An 18,487-nucleotide genomic window follows, 5' to 3' on the forward strand; every position below is an offset into this window, starting at 1 on the left:
TGGTATGGCGCAATCAGCTCGCGTGTCAGGCGGGCAGCAGCAGGTTTCCAATCTCACAGAAACATCACAGTATTAAGGAGTTAAGCTATGGCTGTAACTAAGCTGGTTCTGGTGCGACACGGCGAAAGCCAGTGGAACAACGAAAACCGCTTTACCGGTTGGTATGATGTTGACCTTTCTGAGAAAGGTCGTGGCGAAGCCAAATCAGCAGGTCAGCTGCTGAAAAAAGAGGGCTTTGTTTTCGATTTCGCTTACACCTCAGTACTGAAGCGTGCCATTCACACGCTGTGGAATGTGCTGGATGAGCTGGATCAGGCCTGGCTGCCGGTTGAGAAAACCTGGCGTCTGAACGAGCGTCACTACGGTGCGCTGCAGGGTCTGGATAAAGCGGAAACCGCTGCCAAATATGGTGATGAGCAGGTTAAGCAATGGCGTCGCGGCTTTGCCGTTACCCCACCAGAGCTGGATCGTTCAGATGAGCGCTTCCCGGGCCATGATCCGCGTTACGCGAAACTGACCCCAGAGCAGTTGCCAACCACCGAAAGCCTGGCGCTGACCATCGACCGCGTTATCCCTTACTGGAACGAAACCATTCTGCCGCGCATCAAAAGCGGTGAGAAAGTGATCATTGCCGCACACGGCAACTCACTGCGTGCGCTGGTGAAATATCTGGATAACCTGAGCGAAGATGAAATCCTCGAACTGAACATCCCTACCGGCGTACCGCTGGTTTATGAGTTCGATGAAAACTTCAAACCGCTGAAACGCTACTACCTGGGCGACCAGGACGAGATTGCCGCGAAAGCTGCAGCCGTTGCGAATCAGGGTAAAGCGAAGTAATTTCTCGCTGAAATACAAAAAGGCCAGACGAAAGTCTGGCCTTTTTTATTGGGCTGCGCGCGTGAACGCTGCGCACTGTGTTCGTTGTCAGAATAAAGAGATCAATGAGCCTGGCAACAACTGATTAGCTCAAAGCGCAGGGAACACGGTCAGAGGCACAATCCTCAAAGCGAACCGGGTCAGACCTTGTCAGTTATCCCACTCAGCCGCGGCGCTGTTTAACCGCTGCTGCCAGCTGACGCAGTACCTTGTCGGTATCTTCCCAGCCGATACAGGCGTCGGTAACGCTTTTGCCATAGACCAGCGGCTCGCCGCTCTCCAGGCTCTGGTTGCCTTCCACCAGATGACTCTCGATCATCACACCGACAATCGCCTGCTCACCGTTAATCAGCTGCTGTGAGACATCGTCTGCCACTACCATCTGACGCTGGAACTGCTTGCTGCTGTTGGCGTGGCTGAAATCGATCATCACCTGCTGTGGCAGACCCGCTTTTGCCAGGCCCTCTTTGACCTCTGCAACATGCTGCGCACTGTAGTTAGGCTCTTTGCCGCCGCGCAGAATGATATGGCAGTCACCGTTGCCGCTGGTTTCCACAATGGCGGAGTGACCATACTTCGTCACTGACAGGAAACAGTGTGGTGAACCCGCCGCGTTAATCGCATCGATCGCCACCTTAATGGTGCCATCGGTGCCGTTTTTGAAGCCGACCGGACAGGAGAGACCCGACGCCAGCTCACGGTGTACCTGAGATTCCGTGGTGCGCGCACCAATCGCGCCCCAGCTCATCAGGTCAGCCACATATTGCGGGGTAATCATATCCAGAAACTCGCCCGCCGCCGGTAAACCGCTGTTGTTAATATCCAGCAGCAGCTTACGCGCCAGACGCAGACCATCGTTGAGCTGGTAGCTGTTATCCATATACGGATCGTTGATCAGCCCTTTCCAGCCCACCGTGGTGCGCGGCTTTTCAAAATAGACCCGCATCACCACTTCCAGCTCGCCTTTCAGCTCATCACGCAGCGCCAGCAGGCGGTCGGCATACTCTTTCGCCGCTTCTGTGTCATGAATCGAACAGGGGCCGATCACCACCAGCAGGCGATCGTCTTTGCCCTGCAGGATCTGATGAATCGCCTGACGGGCCTGTGAAACGGTCTGTGCAGCACGATCGGTCGCAGGGAATTTTTCGAGCAGCGCAACCGGAGGTAACAGCTCTTTAATCTCTTTGATGCGTAAGTCATCGTTCTGGTAATTCATACTGATTCCATATTATTTCTGGCCCGGCGCCCGCCGGACACAACCTGCCCAATGTAGCCCGAAGCGCCAGGGGTGTAAATTCCCGCTGCGGGTTAAATGTGCGGGTGATATTTGCATTAATCAGGTTAGCGACTAGACTTTTTAATGGTAAGCACTGAGGAATGTCCCGCTTACCAGATTAAATCACCCTGTTTAAGCCAACCGGCGAATTATATTTCGTCAGGGATTTTATTACCCGAAATTGCACCTCTGGGCTTAAAGCACCTTCATTTATTAACGGGAGCATAATGATGAAAAAGTTTGCCTTACTCTTTTTGACAGCAGCAATGACACTGAGCAGCGGTGCGGTACTGGCTGCAGACAGCAGCAGCAATAACGGTACATCGAATCAGGCAGCCAGTGCAGGTGCAGCAGCGGGCGGAGCGAAAGAGAATCTGCCGCCAAATAATGTCGATAACAGCAAAATTAATAACACTGGCAACGATACGAATCCTGCAACGTCTGGCAGCACCACCAGCCATGGTAATATGTCTGCTAACGAAATGGACCAGAACGCCCAGTGTAAAGATGGTAAATGTCCGAACATCAATAAAAAAGTTCAGACTAAAGTGGGCGGCGGTGACGTAGATACCAAAACCGACGGCACCACCCAGTAATTCTGTTTAACCAGGAGAGCTGATGCTCTCCTGGTTTTTCTCCCCTCTGCCCCACTCTTCCGCTATGCTAATCCTGTGAAATTTACAGGAAATCCTTCATGGCCGTTTTGCTTCTGATTGACGATCATCCGCTGGTTGAAGTGGCACTTGAAGCCGCTCTGAGCCAGTCGCCCTTTCCGGTTCAGCTCCTTTCTGCCAGCAGTGAAAAAGCCGCCCGTCCCCTGCTTCAGCAGCCCCTGGACATCATCGTGCTGGATATTGGCCTGCCGGACAGCGATGGGCTGGAGTTCCTGCGTCGCCTGAAGATCCATCGGCCCGACTGCCCGGTATTGATCTACTCTGCTCAGCAGACCCGCCACTATGTGCGTCGTGCCAAGGCGCTGGGTGCCGCCGGTTATGTGGTGAAGAGCCAGCGCATGGCGCAACTGCTTAGCGCTATCCTGGCGGTGCTGGGCGGTCAGACGGCGTTTCCGGTGATGGATGATGAGCCGGAACTTCCGCTGACCCAGAAAGAGCGTCAGATTCTGGCGCTGCTGGCCAGCGGCCTGTCCAATCTGCAAATCGCCGCCCAGTTGCACATCAGTAACAAAACGGTCAGCACCCATAAAAAGAACATTCTGGAAAAAACCGGTACCCGTTCGGTGGTGGAACTGGCTGACCTGTGGAAGGCGCAGCAGTGAGAACTCTCCTGCTGATGCTGCTGTTGTTGTGTGGCTCTGTTCTGGCTGAGGTGCGTCCGGTGAGCAGCATCAATCTGCCGATGATGCTGCCGGTAACGCACGCGGAAACCATGCAGGGCAAAATCCTGCGTGTTGGCCTGCTGGAAGAGAACCACGCCCCTTGGGCGATGCGCATCGGCAACGATCTGTATGGCATCAATGCCGACTATCTTTCCGCCCTGCGGCAGCTGACGGGCGCACAATTCAGCCTCAACCTCTACAGCGATCAGCCGCATCTGATGCAGGCGCTGAACAGTGGCCAGATCGATTTTGCGCTTGGCATGTGGATTTCCCCTCTGCCAGCCGGCGCCCTGAGCAGCGATAACTGGTACAGCAGTCCGCTTCGGGTCTACCGCAATCAGCAAAACCAGCGTGCCGTGATGTTTAACAGCCAGAATGCCCAACTGGCGATCAGCGAAAGCACGCTGGCACAACTGCCGCCTGCGCTGGCGGCCCGCCACAGCTGGCGACGCTACAGCAGTGATCTGCAGGCGCTCTATACCCTGCTGAATCAGCAGAATGATTATGTGGTGGCGGATGAAACCAGCGCCGGATTTCTGCTGAGCCAGCTGCAACAGGGCCAGATTTATCAGATCGCCTCACACATCGAGGCCGGACAGCTCAACCTGCGCGCGGTCTCCCGCGATCCGGAGCTTATCAGCTGGATTAATCAGAGCCTGCGTCAGTTGCCAGCAGAACTGATGAACACGCTGCAGGCGCGCTGGAGCAGTACCCTGCCGCGCTATCAGGATACGCAGACCCTGATGCTCAGCCCCACTGAACGCGCCTGGATTGCCGATCATCCGCGTATTACTTACACCGCCGAACCGGACAACTATCCCTGGAGTTATCGCGATGCCAGCGGGATCGCCAGAGGCTATGGCGTGGATTTGCTGAAAGCGATAGCCCAGAGTACCGGCCTGCAGTTTGAACCGGTGTGGGTCAGCAATCCGCGTCAGGCGAACACGCTTATCGGCCAGCAGCAGGCGATGCTGCAGCTGATGCAGCCGCTGAACGGCGATGCGATGCAGAGCACCTCGCTGCCGGTGTGGCGCGCGCTGTGGGGCATCTACAGCCTGCAGCCCGACACGCTGGCGCACTGGCGCGACCTGCGCGGCAAGCGTATCGGCGTGTTGCAGGATGACCTGGCGCTGCGTCTGTTGCCTGCGGATCTGCAGCCGCAGCAGTTTGCCGATCGTAATAGCCTCTATGATGCGCTGGCAAAGGGGCAGATCGATGCGCTGGTCGATAACGTGCTCTCCGCCCGCTGGCGTATCGCCAGCCGCGATGATACGCGCATCCATCTCGCCTTCGCTGCCAGCGACATCGCCTGGCCGATCGCGCTGGGCGTGACGCCTGAACAGCCGGTGCTGCGCACCCTGCTGGATCGCGCTCTGCAGCAGATCCCGGCTGACACGCAGAGCCAGATGCGCGACAGCTGGTCAACCCCGCCACAGCCCGGCAGCGTGATGGTGATGCGTTCGCTGCCGATGATGGTGCTGGCGGTGGCAGGTGCGGCCATTGCGCTGCTGCTGTTGCTGCTGGCGCGCCGCTACTGGCAGCAGCGCCGGGAGCGTCAGCAGCGTGAACAGGCTGAGCACGCCAATGCGATGAAGAGCCAGTTCCTGGCGACCGTCAGCCATGAGCTGCGCACGCCGATGCAGGCGATCCTGGGGCTGCTTGAGCTGGAGAAGCAGCAGCACAGCAGCCAGAACCTGACGCTGCTGCACAGCAGTGCGCAATCGCTGCTGACGTTACTGAATGATCTGCAGGATCATGCGCGCATCGAGAGCAACAGTTTTACCCTGGCTCCCCGTCCGCTGGCGCTGGCGCAGTGGCTCAATCAGCAGCAGCACTTTTATCATCCGTTAATGCGCGAAGATGGCCCGCATCTGATCGTCGAGGCGCTGACGCCGCTGCCTGATGCCGTGATGATCGATGCCGATCGCCTGCAGCAGGTGGTCAACAACCTGATGACCAATGCGCTGAAATTTACCCGCCACGGCGCGATTCGCCTGACGCTGGCCGCACAGCAACAACAGCTGATTCTGACGGTGAGCGACAGCGGCAGCGGCATTCCGCCAGAGGAACAGCAGAAGCTGTTCGATCCCTGGTATCAGGCACCGTCCGGTAAATCGGTTTCGGTACAGGGCAGCGGCCTGGGGCTGTTTATCTGCCGTGAAATGGTGCAGCGGATGGGCGGCGACATCCGGCTCGCCTCTGAACCCGGTCACGGCACCCAGGTCACCGTGACGCTGCCACTGGAGGTCTGCGCACCAGCAAACCACATTGATGAAACCGCCCTTCCCGACCTTCCACCGCTGCGGGTGGCGATTGTCGATGACCATCCGACCAATCTGCTGGTGATGCAGCAGCAGCTGTCGCGTTTTGCGATTCAGGCTGACATCTTTGAGCAGGGACGCGCACTACTGCAGGCCGATGCGCAGCAGCCTTATGACCTGCTGTTTATCGACCAGATGATGCCGCGGCCTGACGGCACGCTGCTGCTGCGGATATTGCGGCGACGTGACCGTCAGCGGAAGCGTCAGGCGATGCGGGTGCTCTGCTCCGCTGATGCCCAGCTGCTGTCACGACCGCTGGAGGCCCGGGAGAGGGTAATGATAAAACCGGTGCAGTTAGCCGATCTCAGCGCGCTGCTGGCAGAGTGGCAGGAAGATCCGCTGGCGGCGCTGGATGACAATTTGTGGCAACTGGCACAGCAGAATGAGAAATTCCTCCGCCGTCTGAGCCAGACGCTGCACAACACGGTGACGCAGGATCTGGCCGTGATGCGCGAAGCACGCGAGCGCGAGGAGTGGATGCCGTTCGCCGAAGCGGCGCACCGGATGAAAGGAAGCTGGTTACTGGTGGGACTGGAGCACGGCGCACAGCTCAGCCAGCAACTGGCGGAGCAGGCAAAACAGCATCAGGACACGTCTGAGACGTGGCAATTACTGATATTATTAGCAAACAGGTTACTGAAAAAACTGGAATCTTATGGCACATACCCACACTCATAGCGGGCAGGATAGTAATCGCACGCGTCTGGCGGCCGCCTTCGGGGTGACCGTTGTCTTTATGGTGGCTGAAGTGATTGGCGGCTGGCTCTCGGGTTCACTGGCGTTGCTGGCGGACGCCGGGCATATGCTGACCGATGCCGCCGCGCTGCTGATGGCCCTGCTGGCGGTGCAGTTCTCGCGCCGTAAACCCAATGCACGCCACACCTTCGGCCTGCTGCGTCTGACCACGCTGGCCGCATTTGTTAACGCCATTGCGCTGCTGGGCATTACCGCACTGATCGTCTGGGAGGCGGTGCGCCGCTTTGCCGACCCGCAACCGGTGACCGGCGGCCTGATGCTGGGGATTGCTATTGGCGGCCTGCTGGCCAATATTCTGTCGTTCTGGCTGCTGCATCACGGCAGCGAAGAGAAGAATCTCAACGTGCGTGCCGCGGCGCTGCATGTGATGGGCGACCTGCTTGGCTCGGTGGGTGCGATTGTCGCGGCGGTGATTATTATGCTGACCGGCTGGACCCCAATCGATCCGATTCTGTCGTTGCTGGTGTCACTGCTGGTGCTGCGAAGCGCCTGGGCGCTGCTGCGTGAGAGTCTGCAGGAGTTACTGGAAGGGGCGCCGCGTTCGCTGGATGTGAACCGGCTGATACGGGATCTCACCCTGAATATCGCAGAGGTGCGCAATGTTCACCATGTGCATCTGTGGCAGGTGGGCGAAAAGCCGCTGCTGACGCTGCATGCGCAGGTGATCCCACCTTACGATCACGATGCGCTGCTGCATCGTATCCACGACTATCTGCGCCAGCACTATCAGATTGCGCACGCAACCGTGCAGATGGAGTATCAGCCCTGTGCCGGTGCCGAGTGTGAACTCGGTTTAAGCGGCGCTGCCGCCACCGGCCATGACCATAGCCATTCACACGACCATAAGCATGCTCACGCTAAAGGCGAAGTGCACACTCACTGAGCCGACAGCGCGCGGGAACCCTGTTGCCGCGCGCTGCGGATCCACATGCGTGAGCCGTTCAGCGCAATCAGCGTCAGAATCACATACTCCAGCGACATCGCATAGACGCCCTGACGGGCAAAAATCATCACGCTAATCACGTTGATGATGACCCACAGCAGCCAGTTCTCAACATATTTGCGCGTCATCAGCACCATCGCCGCAATCGACAACACCATCATGCAGGAGTCCCAGAACGGGAACGCATCCGGCTGCAGCGCGGGCATCGCCACCGACAGACCAAGGCCGTTCATCAGCGTGACAGCCGCACGGGTTAACAGCGCAAACACCGGATCGATATAGAGGGTCATCAGCGCAATCGCAATCACACAGCCCGCCGTCCAGGCCAGCGCCTTAGGCAGCGGCAGCCAGCGGATTTTCAGCGCCGCCTGATGATCGGAGGTTTGCCGACTCCAGGCGTACCAGCCGTAGATATTGGCGGCAAAAAAGAAGAGCTGCAGCAGCAGGCTGGCGTAGAGCTGGATCTGAAAGAAAATCACCGCAAACAGCGTGACGTTAATCAGGCCAAAGGGATAGTTGATGATTTTTTCCAGGCTGGCAAACCAGATGCAGAGTAAGCCCGCCAGCGTGCCGATAGCCTCAATCCATGAGAGATCGTAGCCTCCGGCACCCAGAGGAATGTGAACCAGAATATTGTGTGTGCTGAAGAAGTCCATGCTGAGCACCTGTCCGGAAAACGCTTACGCGTTTCCCTTCACGTTGAGTTTAAGTTCCGCTGCAAAGGATAGCATGCGATTAAGCGGCAGTAACGCCGCCTCACGCAGCGCCTCATCCACCTGAATCTCATGTTCCACCCCACCCGACTCCAGCGCCTCTGCGATGGCTTTAAGGCCGTTCATCGCCATCCAGGGACAGTGAGCACAGCTGCGGCAGGTGGCACCTTCACCGGCGGTCGGCGCTTCAAGCAGCTCTTTATCCGGCACCGCCTGCTGCATTTTGTAGAAGATGCCGCGATCGGTCGCCACAATCATCTGCGGATGCGGCAGGGATTTGGCGGCCTGAATCAGCTGGCTGGTCGAGCCGACCGCATCGGCCAGATCGACAATCGCCTGCGGTGACTCAGGATGCACCAGCACTGCCGCGTCGGGATAGAGCGCTTTCATACGCTGCAGCGCCTGGGTTTTGAACTCGTCGTGCACAATGCAGGCACCCTGCCAGCAGAGCACGTCCGCGCCCGATTTTTGGGTAACGTAGCGGCCAAGATGGCGATCCGGCGCCCAGATAATTTTTTCGCCCAGACTGTCGAGGTGCTCAATCAGCTCGACCGCAATGCTTGAGGTCACCACCCAGTCGGCCCGCGCTTTTACCGCCGCCGAGGTATTGGCGTAGACCACCACGGTGCGATCGGGATGGGCGTCGCAAAAGGCGTTAAACTCTTCAATCGGGCAGCCGAGATCCAGTGAGCACTCTGCCTGCAGCGTCGGCATCAGTACGGTTTTCTCCGGGCTGAGGATTTTGGCGGTTTCCCCCATAAAGCGCACGCCGGCCACCAGCAGTGTCGTCGCCGAATGGTTGCTGCCAAAGCGTGCCATCTCCAGCGAGTCCGAAACGCAGCCGCCCGTCTCTTCTGCCAGCGCCTGAATTTCCGGATCGGTGTAGTAGTGCGCCACCATCACCGCGTTTCGCGCCTTCAGCAGCGCTTTAATTTTCTCACGGTAGAACGCCTTCTCGTCGTCACTCAGGCGAGCGGGTTTGGGCGGAAAGGGATAAACGGCGCTTTCAGGATCGAACATCACACTCATGACACAGCTCTCGTTTTGTCTAATTAACGAAAATCGCCTGTTCCGGCGACTTATGGCGTTGAATCCGCCATCGTGTTTTATATGCTAAACACGATAGCGGAAAAGCCTGGCTGTGTCGTGCGATATTTATTCTGTCTGCATCACAGCGCCGACCCTGCCGGGCTGCGTTTCATCTGCCAGTACCAGCGGTTTTTGCGGCGCTTCCAGTGCCAGCAGAAAGGCTTTGATATCCAGTCCGCCCGCAAAGCCGGTCAGCTTGCCGTTGGCCCCAATCACGCGGTGGCACGGTGCGACAATCGAGAGCGGATTACGCCCATTGGCCGCCCCGACGGCACGCACCGCCAGCGGATGACCGATCTCCCGCGCAATCTGGCTGTAGCTGCGCGTCTCACCAAACGGGATCGCCACCAGCGCCTGCCAGACTTTTTTCTGAAACTCAGTGCCGACAAAATCGAGCGGCAGCTCAAAGCAGCGACGAGCACCGGTGAAGTACTCGCTGAGCTGACGCTCAGTTTCGATCAGAATGGGATGATCGTCATCGCGCGTTTGCGGCAAAAACCGGGTGCGTTTTGGATCGTCGTTTTCCCACAAAATACCCGCCAGGCCGCTATCGCTGGCGACCAGTTTCAGTTCACCCACCGGGGTGACTATCGGTTTGAAGTAGTACATGGTGATTCTCCCGTCACGGTTCTGTCGCCTATTATCGCACTTTTCATCAGCCTGACTGGCTGTTTTCGGTCATGGCGATAAACTGTTGTGCTGTCCGAAAACAGCCAGTCTGCCGGGATTCACCGGTGTAGGCTGCGCTTATTTACCGGAGAACTGCCATGCTCGATCCCGACATTGCCTATCAGGCGCTGACCTCTCGTGATACCCGCTTTGACGGCGTTTTCTTTGTTGGCGTGACCTCAACCGGTATCTATTGTCGTCCGGTCTGCCCGGTCAAAGCGCCGATGCAGAAGAACTGCCTTTTCTTCAGCAGCGCCGAAGCGGCGGAGAAAGCCCGCTTTCGCCCCTGCCTGCGCTGTCGGCCCGAACTGGCACCCGGTAATGCACCGGTTGATCAGCCGCACCGTGTGGCAGAGCGGCTGGTTCAGCGTATCGAGGAAGGCATGCTGGAGGAACGTGAAGGACTGGAGGCGATTGCCGCTGAATTCGGTATCAGCCTGCGTCAGCTGCGCCGTATCGTGCAGCAGGAGCTGGGTGTCTCGCCGCTGGAGCTGAAGCAGACGCGGCGCATGCTGCTGGCTAAACAGCTGCTGACCGAAACCCGGCTGCCGATTATTGACGTTGCCTATGCCAGCGGCTTTGGCAGCCTGCGGCGCTTTAATGATGTCTTCCAGGCCCGTTACCGCATGACGCCAGGCGCGCTGCGCAGGGACGATACGGGCACTCAGTGTGCGCAGTCCGGCGACCGCGTGACGCTGCGGCTGGCCTATCGCCCTCCCTACGACTGGGCGGCGATGCTCTGGTTTTTGCAGACGCATCTGATGAAGGAGGTCGAGGCGGTGGAAGATGGCAGCTGGCGACGCACCGTGGCGCTGGGCCGCTGCCGGGGCTGGGTCTCTGTTTCGCATCTGCCGCAAAAGAATGCGCTGCAGGTGACACTCTCAACCTCGCTGACGCCGGTTCTGCCTCTGCTGCTGCGCCGTCTGCGCGATCTGTTCGATCTCGACGCACAGCCGCAGCGTATCGCCGCCTGTCTGGCTCAGGATCCCCTGCTGGCACCCAGCCTGATCTCGCATCCGGGTCTGCGTGTGCCTGGCGCATTCGACGCCTTTGAGCTGGGCGTGCGCGCCATTATCGGCCAGCAGGTGACGGTCAAAGCGGCCACCACGGTCAGCAGCCGTTTTGCCGCCGCCTTTGGCGAACCCTGTGAGACGCCGTTCGCCGATCTGACCCGCTACACCGCCCATCCTGAACGTATCGCCGGACTGACGGTAGACGATGTCGCGCCGATGGGGATTGTCAGTGCCGCCCGCTCCCGCGCCATCATCGCCTTTGCAAATGCCTGCGCCAGCGGAGATCTGCGTCTCAGCGCTGCTCAGGCGCCAGACGAGGTCATCAAAAAACTGGTCAGCCTGCCGGGTATTGGTCCCTGGACCGCGCACTATATCGCGATGCGCGCCCTGCGCTGGCCGGATGCCTTTCCCAAGGAGGATATTGCCATCCGGAATAACCTGGGCGGCATGTCATCGAAAGAAGCGGAGGCGCGATCGCAGTCGTGGCGTCCCTGGCGCAGCTATGCGGTGATGCATATCTGGGAGAGCCTGGCAGTGGCAAAGGCAAAGAAAAAGCCGTGACGGTTGATGTAAGGATGCAGATAGTCTGCCCTGACCTGCATAGTCGGTATCGCAGAAACTAAAAATGCAGAGCCTCTTCCAGACTGCTTACAAACTCGCACCCGGCTGAATCTGACCACAACGAAAAAGCTCAACGCGCAGGGAACAGGGTCAGAAGTGGAAAGCGTCCCGCGCCTGGGACAAAAATGCCGGGAGCGTTTTTGAACAACGCAGAGCGTTGGCCCGGCTACGGGCGCACCTCAGGGATGAGGTGCGTAATCGCGCGGGCCGAGCATGTCATGGATTGGCTTCAGCGTCTTTCCGATCTGACCCTGTTCTCTGCGCAGGCTCGATCTCACAGCGTAACGGGCCGGAGTTTGCTCACAACTTCAAAAACCAATGACGTTTTGCTTTGAAAAAGTAATCAGATACCGCAGAAACGAAAAAAGCGCCCTGAGGGCGCTTTTTTCTTAATTGGTGGGTCGTGCAGGATTGCCTCGGCCCATCCGGGGCCTCGCCCTTCGGGTGATGCTGTCGCATCAGCCTGAATCGCCTGGCGATTCAGTCGAACCTGCTGCAGGTTCTCACCCTGCACGAGGAACGCAGTGCTGCAGAAACGAAAAAAGCGCCCTGAGGGCGCTTTTTTCTTAATTGGTGGGTCGTGCAGGATTCGAACCTGCGACCAATTGATTAAAAGTCAACTGCTCTACCAACTGAGCTAACGACCCGCTGGGGGCTTACAACCGTTCAACACGCCAGGCGGCTGAGATAAGATGGTGGGTCGTGCAGGATTCGAACCTGCGACCAATTGATTAAAAGTCAACTGCTCTACCAACTGAGCTAACGACCCATCTTAGGTTGTGAAGCAATGCTGAAGTGTTCTTCTTAAAACTGCGCGGTAAAAGCGCGTCTGAGGAAGATGGTGGGTCGTGCAGGATTCGAACCTGCGACCAATTGATTAAAAGTCAACTGCTCTACCAACTGAGCTAACGACCCATCTTCAGGCTTACCAGACACTTTGCAATGTGTCCCGGCAACGGCGGCATATATTACTGATTTAGCGAGGTAGCGCAACTCTTATTTCTGCTAAATGCTTCAGTTGCTTACCTTTCATACGGCAAGACCAGAAATCACACGATATCTGGCCTGAACCGTACAGATTACAGACTGGTCAGACGTTTTTGCGCCTGCTTAGCAGATTCAGTGTCTGGATAAAGTTTGATCACCTGCTGGAAGACCGCTTTAGCTTTCGCTGTGTCTTTTTTCTCCTGCATGATGACGCCCACTTTCAACAACGCTTCTGCAGCTTTCGGCGACTTCGGATAGTTTTTCACTACCGTGGCGTAATAGTAAGCCGCGTCGTCCTTTTTGCCTTTGTTATAGTTCAGCTGTCCCAGCCAGTAATTGGCGTTCGGCTGATAGGTCGAATCCGGGTAACGTTTTACCCACGCCTGGAGCGCGCTGATCGCCTGATCATACTGTTTCTTCTCCAGAATCAGCGCCACAGCCGCATTGTAATCGCTGTTAGCGTCACCGGTCTGCGCAGGTGCGCTATCCGATGATGCTGCCGCGCCTGCGGTTGCTGCTGCGCCGGTATCCGCTGCGGCATTGCTGCCGGCTGCCTGCTGACCGCCGCTGGTGCTGGCGCTGCTCAGGCTGTCAATCTGCTGGTAAAGCTGCTTCTGCCGCTCAACCACCTGATTCAACTGATACGTGTTTTGCTGGATTTGCCCACGCAGCGCGTCGATATCACGCTGGTTATCGCTCATCTGCTGCTGCAATTGCTGCATCAGCTGAGCCTGGGCATTAGAAATTCGTTCAAGAGTGGTGACACGGTCTTCGACCGAGCCGGAGCCAACGCTACTGATTGACGCTTGGGCATTAGCGGCCCAGGGGGCCGCTACGCCAATCAGTAACGACAGACTCAACAGGTGATGTCTGAAGTTACTAACCATGTGATTCTCTTAGTAGACCAGAACGGCACGACGGTTTTTAGAATAGGCTGCTTCGTCATGACCCAGAACGGCTGGCTTCTCTTTACCGTAAGATACGATAGACATCTGATCAGCCGACACGCCTTTGCCCTGCAGGTACATTTTAACCGCGTTAGCACGACGTTCGCCCAGGGCGATGTTGTATTCCGGCGTACCGCGCTCATCCGCATGACCTTCGATGGTCACTTTGTATGACGGGTTGCTGCGCAGGAAGGTTGCATGCTGATCCAGCATCTGTGCGTAATCAGACTGAACGTCATACTTGTCCAGGCCGAAGTACACGATGTTGTTCTGCTGCAGCTGCTGCATCTGCAGACGAGCCTGCTCGTCAGAAGACATGTTGCCGCCGTTGCCGTTCATGCCAGAATTTGCACCGTAAGCGCCGCCATCAGCGCCCATGCCAGTCTGGTCATTGTTGTTGTTCTTGTGTGAGCTACAAGCCGCTACTGCCAGAACCGGCAGAGCCAGCATCAAACCCTTCAGCACTTTGTTCAGTTGCATTTCAAAATCCCATTATTGTTTATTGTTTGTGATGTCTGAACTGTCAGACATTACAGATACGGCGACCAGGCAGGAAATTTTACCTGTCCATCAGTTGCCGGAAGACGCGCTTTGAAACGGCCGTCGGTAGAAACCAACTGCAACACGGAACCCATACCCTGAGTAGAGCTGTAGATTACCATTGTGCCATTGGGTGCCAGGCTCGGCGTTTCATCCAGGAACGTGTCCGTTAACGTTTGAACGGCTCCCGTTTCCAGATCCTGTTTGGCGACGTGTTGAGCACCACCGTTGGTGCTAATCATCACCATAGACTTACCATCTGTTGCGACATCCGCATCCTGGTTCTGACCACCTTCCCAGGTAATACGTTGTGGCGCGCCACCGTTAAGTCCGACTTTGTAGATTTGTGGAGCACCAGCCTGATCGGAGGTGTAAGCCAGCGTCTGGCTGTCCGGGAACCAGGTCGGTTCGGTGCTGTTATAGCGACCATCGGTAATCTGACGCGTCTGACCTGAGGCCAGATCCATCACATAGAGGTTCAGGCTGCCGGTTTTAGAAAGCGCGAACGCCAGTTTAGAGCCATCCGGCGAGAACGCTGGGGCACCGTTGTGACGTGGATAGGAGGCGATCTGACGGATAGCGCCGTTCGACAGCGTCTGAACCACCAGCGCAGATTTGCCGCTTTCAAAGGTCACGTAAGCGACTTTGCTGCCATCCGGAGACCAGGCTGGCGACATCAGAGGCTGTGGTGAACGATGCACGACAAACTGGTTGTAACCATCGTAGTCAGCAACGCGCAGTTCATACGGGAACTGGCCGCCGTTGGTCTGCACCACATAGGCGATACGGGTACGGAAAGCGCCCTTGATGCCGGTCAGCTTCAGGAACGTTTCGTCACTGGCCGTGTGAGCGGCATAACGCAGCCACTGCTTCGTCACTTTATAACTGTTTTGTGCCAGCACGGTACCTGGTGCACCGCCGGTGTCGACCAGCTGGTACGAAACCTGATAGCTGCCATCCGGGTTAGACGCGACCTGACCGACGACCACGGCATCAATGCCGAGAGCACTCCACGCGGCAGGCTGAACTTCCTGCGCGCTGGCAGGCTGCTGTGGCAGACGCGAGCGATCCAGTGGATTAAATTTGCCACTGTTGCGCAGGTCAGCTGCAACGATGCCGCCGATATCTTCCGGCGCTGCGCCAGCACCGGCCCATTTAAACGGCACCACGCCAATCGGGCGCGCAGTGTTGACACCCTGGGTGATCTCAATTCGAACTTCTGCATGCAGCATGGCTGCCCACAGCAGGATAAAAAAGCCTAACGTAACGCGAAGAGCTTGCTTCATTTTATCTCCCTTATCTGAACCTCAGTCCACGATAATTGGCACTGTTCCTGGAAACCACGAGTACAACTTAAGTACGGCACGCTAAACATAGATCAACTTGCCGCCCGTTACTGCATTATTGCGGTTTAAAACGCATTGGGGCGTTTTTAAACACTTCGTAGACCGCCTGCGAAGGCGGCTTCGGAATACGTGCCTGTTTTGCGGCAGCAATCGCGGCCTGACAGAGCGCGGGATCGCCACCCTCTGACTTAACATCAATCAACAAGCCATCAGGCGCAAGTTTAATCCGCAAATCACAGGTTTTTCCGCGATACAGATCCGCATCATAGAATCGGCTCTGAATCGCACTCACAACCTGACCCATGTAGGAGTTGATTTCCGCGCCTGATGCACCCGCTTTCTTCTGGTTTCCCTGCCCTGCTGCGCCGCCAGAGGTGCCGCTTTTCGGCGCATTTTTACCGGAAGCGAGTCCACCCAGCAAATCATCGACATCGCTGTCGTTGGCAGCATCGGCGGCGGCTTTCGCTTTAGCATCCGCTTTGGCCTTTGCGGCAGCATCGGCTTTGGCTTTCGCCGCGGCATCGGCTTTCGCTTTGGCGGCAGCTTCCGCCTTCTCTTTGGCGGCCTCTTTAGCCGCTTCCGCTTTCTCTTTTGCTGCTTCTGCGGCTTTCTCTTTCGCCGCCTCTGCGGCTTTTTCTTTGGCCTCAGCTGCTTTTTGTTTAGCCTCTTCAGCCGCTTTGGCTTTGGCATCCGCCGCCGCTTTCACTTTGGCCTCAGCCGCAGCTTTCGCATCCGCTTCAGATTTCGCCTTCGCTTCCGCAACGGCTTTCTCTTTTGCTGCAGCGGCAGCGGCGGCTTTCGCCTGCTGATCAGCCTGCTTCTTTGCTTCGGCTGCGGCCTGTTTCGCCTGCTCAGCCGCGGCTTTTGCCTGCGCATCTGCCTGAGCTTTTGCATCCGCTTTGGCTTTGGCAGCCGTCGCTTCCGCCGTTTTTTGCTGCTCCTGCGCCTGCTTAGCAGCGTCTTCGGCAGCTTTCTGCTGCTCAGCCTGCTGTTTCGCCTCTTCTTTCGCGGTTTCCTGCGCGGCTAAACGCTCTTTTTCCAGCGCTTTCAGACGCTGCTGTTCAGCAGCCTGTTTCTGTTGCAGCTCTTCAGCCTGCTGCTGCGCCTGCTTTTTACGCTGCTGCTCAGCCCGCTGGCTGTCACTTTGCTGGTTCTGCTGACGATTGTATTGACTCACGACGGCACCGGGATCGACCATCACTGCATCAATATCACTGCCTCCGCCACCCGCACTGCTGGCGTCAATGTGCTCATTAAACGAGCTCCAAATCAGCAGCGCGATCAGCACGATATGCAGAATCACCGAAATGATTATCGCGCGCTTTAACTTCTCGTTTTGCTCGGTTGCCTTCGACACACTCGGTTCCCAAAAAACGGTTCGATTTTAAATCGGCTGCGTCATCAAACCGACAGATTTAACACCCGCCTGGTGCAGCAGGTTGAGCGCTTTAATAATTTCATCGTAAGGCACCTCTTTCGCGCCCCCGATCAAAAAGACCGTCTTAGGATTCGCTTCCAGTCGACGCTGCGCTTCGCTGATTACCTGCTCTGGCGGAAGTTGATCCATACGATCGTGATCCACGACCAGGCTGTACTGACCCACGCCCGCCACTTCGACAATCACCGGTGGATTATCATCGCTGGCAACGGTTTTCGAATCGGTCGCATCAGGCAGATCCACTTCCACGCTCTGGGTAATAATGGGCGCCGTTGCCATGAAGATCAGCAACAGCACCAACAGGACGTCCAGTAGCGGAACGATGTTGATTTCCGACTTCAGGTCGCGGCGTTTGCGACCACGTACTCTGGCCATCATTAACCTCTATTTACTTAGCGCTATCGCTGGAGAAAGCCTGGCGATGCAGAATGGCAGTGAACTCTTCCATGAAGTTGTCGTAGCCCTGCTCCAGTTTGTTCACGCGCTGGTTCAGACGGTTGTACGCCATCACCGCCGGAATCGCGGCAAACAGACCGATAGCGGTCGCAATCAACGCTTCAGCGATACCCGGTGCAACCATCTGCAGGGTTGCCTGCTTCACGGCACCCAGTGCGATAAACGCGTGCATGATCCCCCAGACGGTGCCGAACAGTCCGATATAAGGGCTGATAGAACCGACGGTGCCGAGGAATGGGATGTGGTTTTCCAGCGCTTCCAGCTCACGGTTCATTGAGATACGCATCGCACGGCTCGCACCATCAATGACCGCTTCCGGCGCATGGCTGTTGGCGCGATGCAGGCGGGCGAACTCTTTAAAGCCAGAATAGAAAATCTGCTCCGAACCGCCCAGTTCTTCACGGCGCTCCTGGCTCTCCTGATAGAGGCGCGAGAGTTCGATGCCGGACCAGAATTTGTCTTCAAACGCCTCCGCTTCTCTTCCCGCCGCATTCAGAATACGTGTGCGCTGAATAATGATGGCCCAGGAGGCAATAGAAAAGCCGATCAAAATCAACATGATAAGTTTGACCAGAAGGCTCGCCTTCAGGAACAAATCAAGAATGTTCATGTCAGTCACTGCTTGAACTCCGCGACAATAGACTTGGGAAGCGCAATCGGCTTCATTAGATGTGGGTTAATGCAGGCAATCAGGACTTCTGCCTCATTGAGCACTTTGCCTTCAGTATTCACGATACGCTGAGTGAACGTCATGGTAGCCCGTGTCATTGATGTGACCTCGCTCTGGATCTCCAGAAGGTCATCAAGACGCGCCGCCGCCAGATAGTCCACCGATATACGCCGTACCACAAAAGCGATCTGCTGTTCTAACAGCGTCTGCTGATTGAAATGGTGCTGTCGCAACATTTCAGTACGTGCTCGTTCATAAAAAGCGATATAGCTGGCGTGATAAACCACACCACCGGCATCAGTATCTTCGTAGTAGACCCGAACCGGCCAGCGAAACAGCGTTGTACTCACTCTACATCCCGGCCTCGTTTTAAACGTTGTTACTATACGCAAGAGAATTGGGGTTGGGAATGGCTCGTCAGAGCCAGGCGAAAATAATTATCGCTCCGTAACAAACGGAACGATTTCAGGGAGATTAATTGACCAGA

The 18,487-nt window shown here is 56.8% G+C and carries 17 protein-coding genes, 3 tRNA genes and 1 other RNA gene; 6 read left to right on the plus strand and 15 right to left on the minus strand.

Going from position 1 to position 18,487, the window contains the following annotated elements:
* Positions 1–87: 87 nt before the first annotated feature.
* On the plus strand, positions 88–840 hold the full coding sequence (gene gpmA / locus ACR8BN_RS13390; protein ID WP_033756988.1) for a 2,3-diphosphoglycerate-dependent phosphoglycerate mutase: 753 nt from the start codon (positions 88–90) through the stop codon (positions 838–840).
* Positions 841–1,042: 202 nt separating this feature from the next.
* Here gpmA and aroG read toward each other — a convergent pair whose 3' ends face one another.
* A complete protein-coding gene (gene aroG / locus ACR8BN_RS13395; protein ID WP_031593826.1) occupies positions 1,043–2,095 on the minus strand; it encodes a 3-deoxy-7-phosphoheptulonate synthase AroG in 1,053 nt (350 codons plus the stop codon).
* A 287-nt stretch (positions 2,096–2,382) separates the two neighbouring features.
* On the opposite strand from aroG, the gene ACR8BN_RS13400 reads away from it, so the two are divergent.
* The 4 genes from ACR8BN_RS13400 to zitB all read left to right on the plus strand — a co-directional run bounded on the left by ACR8BN_RS13400 (position 2,383) and on the right by zitB (position 7,451).
* On the plus strand, positions 2,383–2,751 hold the full coding sequence (locus ACR8BN_RS13400; protein WP_022626030.1) for a YbgS-like family protein: 369 nt from the start codon (positions 2,383–2,385) through the stop codon (positions 2,749–2,751).
* A gap of 98 nt (positions 2,752–2,849) precedes the next feature.
* Positions 2,850–3,431 (plus strand): response regulator, encoded by a 582-nt coding sequence (locus tag ACR8BN_RS13405; protein ID WP_434747019.1) that lies wholly within the window; start codon positions 2,850–2,852, stop codon positions 3,429–3,431.
* Positions 3,432–3,445: 14 nt separating this feature from the next.
* A complete protein-coding gene (locus ACR8BN_RS13410) occupies positions 3,446–6,490 on the plus strand; it encodes an ATP-binding protein (RefSeq protein WP_434747590.1) in 3,045 nt (1,014 codons plus the stop codon).
* Positions 6,468–7,451, plus strand: coding sequence for a CDF family zinc transporter ZitB (zitB, locus tag ACR8BN_RS13415; protein ID WP_122889089.1), 984 nt, complete (start codon positions 6,468–6,470; stop codon positions 7,449–7,451). Before ACR8BN_RS13410 ends, zitB begins: the two co-directional genes overlap by 23 nt.
* On the opposite strand, the gene pnuC is transcribed toward zitB, so the two are convergent.
* The 3 genes from pnuC to ACR8BN_RS13430 all read right to left on the minus strand — a co-directional run bounded on the left by pnuC (position 7,445) and on the right by ACR8BN_RS13430 (position 9,922).
* A complete protein-coding gene (gene pnuC, locus ACR8BN_RS13420; protein WP_010260155.1) occupies positions 7,445–8,167 on the minus strand; it encodes a nicotinamide riboside transporter PnuC in 723 nt (240 codons plus the stop codon). The two genes, zitB and pnuC, sit on opposite strands and share 7 nt — an antisense overlap.
* Before the next feature lie 24 nt (positions 8,168–8,191).
* Positions 8,192–9,253 (minus strand): quinolinate synthase NadA, encoded by a 1,062-nt coding sequence (gene nadA / locus ACR8BN_RS13425; RefSeq protein ID WP_250327324.1) that lies wholly within the window; start codon positions 9,251–9,253, stop codon positions 8,192–8,194.
* A 126-nt stretch (positions 9,254–9,379) separates the two neighbouring features.
* Complete coding sequence (locus ACR8BN_RS13430; RefSeq protein ID WP_010260149.1) at positions 9,380–9,922, minus strand: methylated-DNA--[protein]-cysteine S-methyltransferase; 543 nt, start codon at positions 9,920–9,922, stop codon at positions 9,380–9,382.
* 158 nt (positions 9,923–10,080) lie between these two features.
* Here ACR8BN_RS13430 and ACR8BN_RS13435 point away from each other — a divergent pair, with 158 nt between their 5' ends.
* Positions 10,081–11,556 carry an AlkA N-terminal domain-containing protein gene (locus ACR8BN_RS13435; protein ID WP_031593676.1) on the plus strand — a complete coding sequence of 492 codons (1,476 nt, stop codon included), beginning with the start codon at positions 10,081–10,083 and terminating at the stop codon, positions 11,554–11,556.
* A gap of 454 nt (positions 11,557–12,010) precedes the next feature.
* Here ACR8BN_RS13435 and ACR8BN_RS13440 read toward each other — a convergent pair.
* From ACR8BN_RS13440 to ybgC, 11 genes are all read right to left on the minus strand, one after another.
* A non-coding RNA gene (locus tag ACR8BN_RS13440) (RtT sRNA) lies at positions 12,011–12,144 on the minus strand.
* A gap of 43 nt (positions 12,145–12,187) precedes the next feature.
* Positions 12,188–12,263 (minus strand) — tRNA-Lys (locus ACR8BN_RS13445).
* A gap of 46 nt (positions 12,264–12,309) precedes the next feature.
* Positions 12,310–12,385: transfer RNA gene (locus tag ACR8BN_RS13450), tRNA-Lys, on the minus strand.
* Positions 12,386–12,455: 70 nt separating this feature from the next.
* Positions 12,456–12,531, minus strand: a tRNA-Lys gene (locus tag ACR8BN_RS13455).
* A gap of 164 nt (positions 12,532–12,695) precedes the next feature.
* Positions 12,696–13,490 carry a cell division protein CpoB gene (gene cpoB, locus ACR8BN_RS13460; protein ID WP_033766697.1) on the minus strand — a complete coding sequence of 265 codons (795 nt, stop codon included), beginning with the start codon at positions 13,488–13,490 and terminating at the stop codon, positions 12,696–12,698.
* Positions 13,491–13,499: 9 nt separating this feature from the next.
* Positions 13,500–14,030, minus strand: a complete 531-nt coding sequence (gene pal, locus ACR8BN_RS13465) for a peptidoglycan-associated lipoprotein Pal (protein ID WP_010260771.1) — start codon at positions 14,028–14,030, stop codon at positions 13,500–13,502.
* Between the two features lie 50 nt (positions 14,031–14,080).
* Positions 14,081–15,376, minus strand: a complete 1,296-nt coding sequence (gene tolB, locus ACR8BN_RS13470; RefSeq protein ID WP_010260769.1) for a Tol-Pal system beta propeller repeat protein TolB — start codon at positions 15,374–15,376, stop codon at positions 14,081–14,083.
* A gap of 115 nt (positions 15,377–15,491) precedes the next feature.
* Positions 15,492–16,793: a cell envelope integrity protein TolA gene (tolA, locus tag ACR8BN_RS13475; protein WP_434747020.1), complete on the minus strand. Its 1,302-nt coding sequence runs from the start codon at positions 16,791–16,793 to the stop codon at positions 15,492–15,494.
* 27 nt (positions 16,794–16,820) lie between these two features.
* Positions 16,821–17,249 carry a colicin uptake protein TolR gene (gene tolR / locus ACR8BN_RS13480; RefSeq protein ID WP_010260764.1) on the minus strand — a complete coding sequence of 143 codons (429 nt, stop codon included), beginning with the start codon at positions 17,247–17,249 and terminating at the stop codon, positions 16,821–16,823.
* A 13-nt stretch (positions 17,250–17,262) separates the two neighbouring features.
* Positions 17,263–17,949 carry a Tol-Pal system protein TolQ gene (gene tolQ / locus ACR8BN_RS13485; protein ID WP_010260762.1) on the minus strand — a complete coding sequence of 229 codons (687 nt, stop codon included), beginning with the start codon at positions 17,947–17,949 and terminating at the stop codon, positions 17,263–17,265.
* Positions 17,946–18,350 (minus strand): tol-pal system-associated acyl-CoA thioesterase, encoded by a 405-nt coding sequence (ybgC, locus tag ACR8BN_RS13490; protein ID WP_010260759.1) that lies wholly within the window; start codon positions 18,348–18,350, stop codon positions 17,946–17,948. Before ybgC ends, tolQ begins: the two co-directional genes overlap by 4 nt.
* Positions 18,351–18,487: the final 137 nt, after the last annotated feature.

Origin of the sequence: Pantoea sp. Lu_F5_004 (assembly GCF_051136245.1) — a bacterium.
Taxonomy (GTDB): Bacteria; Pseudomonadota; Gammaproteobacteria; order Enterobacterales; family Enterobacteriaceae; genus Pantoea; species Pantoea agglomerans.

Bases quoted from the DNA above. Each gene is read 5' to 3' on its own strand.
- ACR8BN_RS13435 (WP_031593676.1), top strand. From the start codon at position 10,081: ATGCTCGATCCCGACATTGCCTATCAGGCGCTGACCTCTCGTGATACC.
- cpoB (WP_033766697.1), bottom strand. From the start codon at position 13,490: ATGGTTAGTAACTTCAGACATCACCTGTTGAGTCTGTCGTTACTGATT.
- tolB (WP_010260769.1), bottom strand. From the start codon at position 15,376: ATGAAGCAAGCTCTTCGCGTTACGTTAGGCTTTTTTATCCTGCTGTGG.
- ACR8BN_RS13430 (WP_010260149.1), bottom strand. From the start codon at position 9,922: ATGTACTACTTCAAACCGATAGTCACCCCGGTGGGTGAACTGAAACTG.
- ACR8BN_RS13400 (WP_022626030.1), top strand. From the start codon at position 2,383: ATGATGAAAAAGTTTGCCTTACTCTTTTTGACAGCAGCAATGACACTG.
- aroG (WP_031593826.1), bottom strand. From the start codon at position 2,095: ATGAATTACCAGAACGATGACTTACGCATCAAAGAGATTAAAGAGCTG.
- pal (WP_010260771.1), bottom strand. From the start codon at position 14,030: ATGCAACTGAACAAAGTGCTGAAGGGTTTGATGCTGGCTCTGCCGGTT.
- zitB (WP_122889089.1), top strand. From the start codon at position 6,468: ATGGCACATACCCACACTCATAGCGGGCAGGATAGTAATCGCACGCGT.
- nadA (WP_250327324.1), bottom strand. From the start codon at position 9,253: ATGAGTGTGATGTTCGATCCTGAAAGCGCCGTTTATCCCTTTCCGCCC.
- tolR (WP_010260764.1), bottom strand. From the start codon at position 17,249: ATGGCCAGAGTACGTGGTCGCAAACGCCGCGACCTGAAGTCGGAAATC.
- pnuC (WP_010260155.1), bottom strand. From the start codon at position 8,167: ATGGACTTCTTCAGCACACACAATATTCTGGTTCACATTCCTCTGGGT.
- gpmA (WP_033756988.1), top strand. From the start codon at position 88: ATGGCTGTAACTAAGCTGGTTCTGGTGCGACACGGCGAAAGCCAGTGG.
- ACR8BN_RS13410 (WP_434747590.1), top strand. From the start codon at position 3,446: ATGCTGCTGTTGTTGTGTGGCTCTGTTCTGGCTGAGGTGCGTCCGGTG.
- ACR8BN_RS13405 (WP_434747019.1), top strand. From the start codon at position 2,850: ATGGCCGTTTTGCTTCTGATTGACGATCATCCGCTGGTTGAAGTGGCA.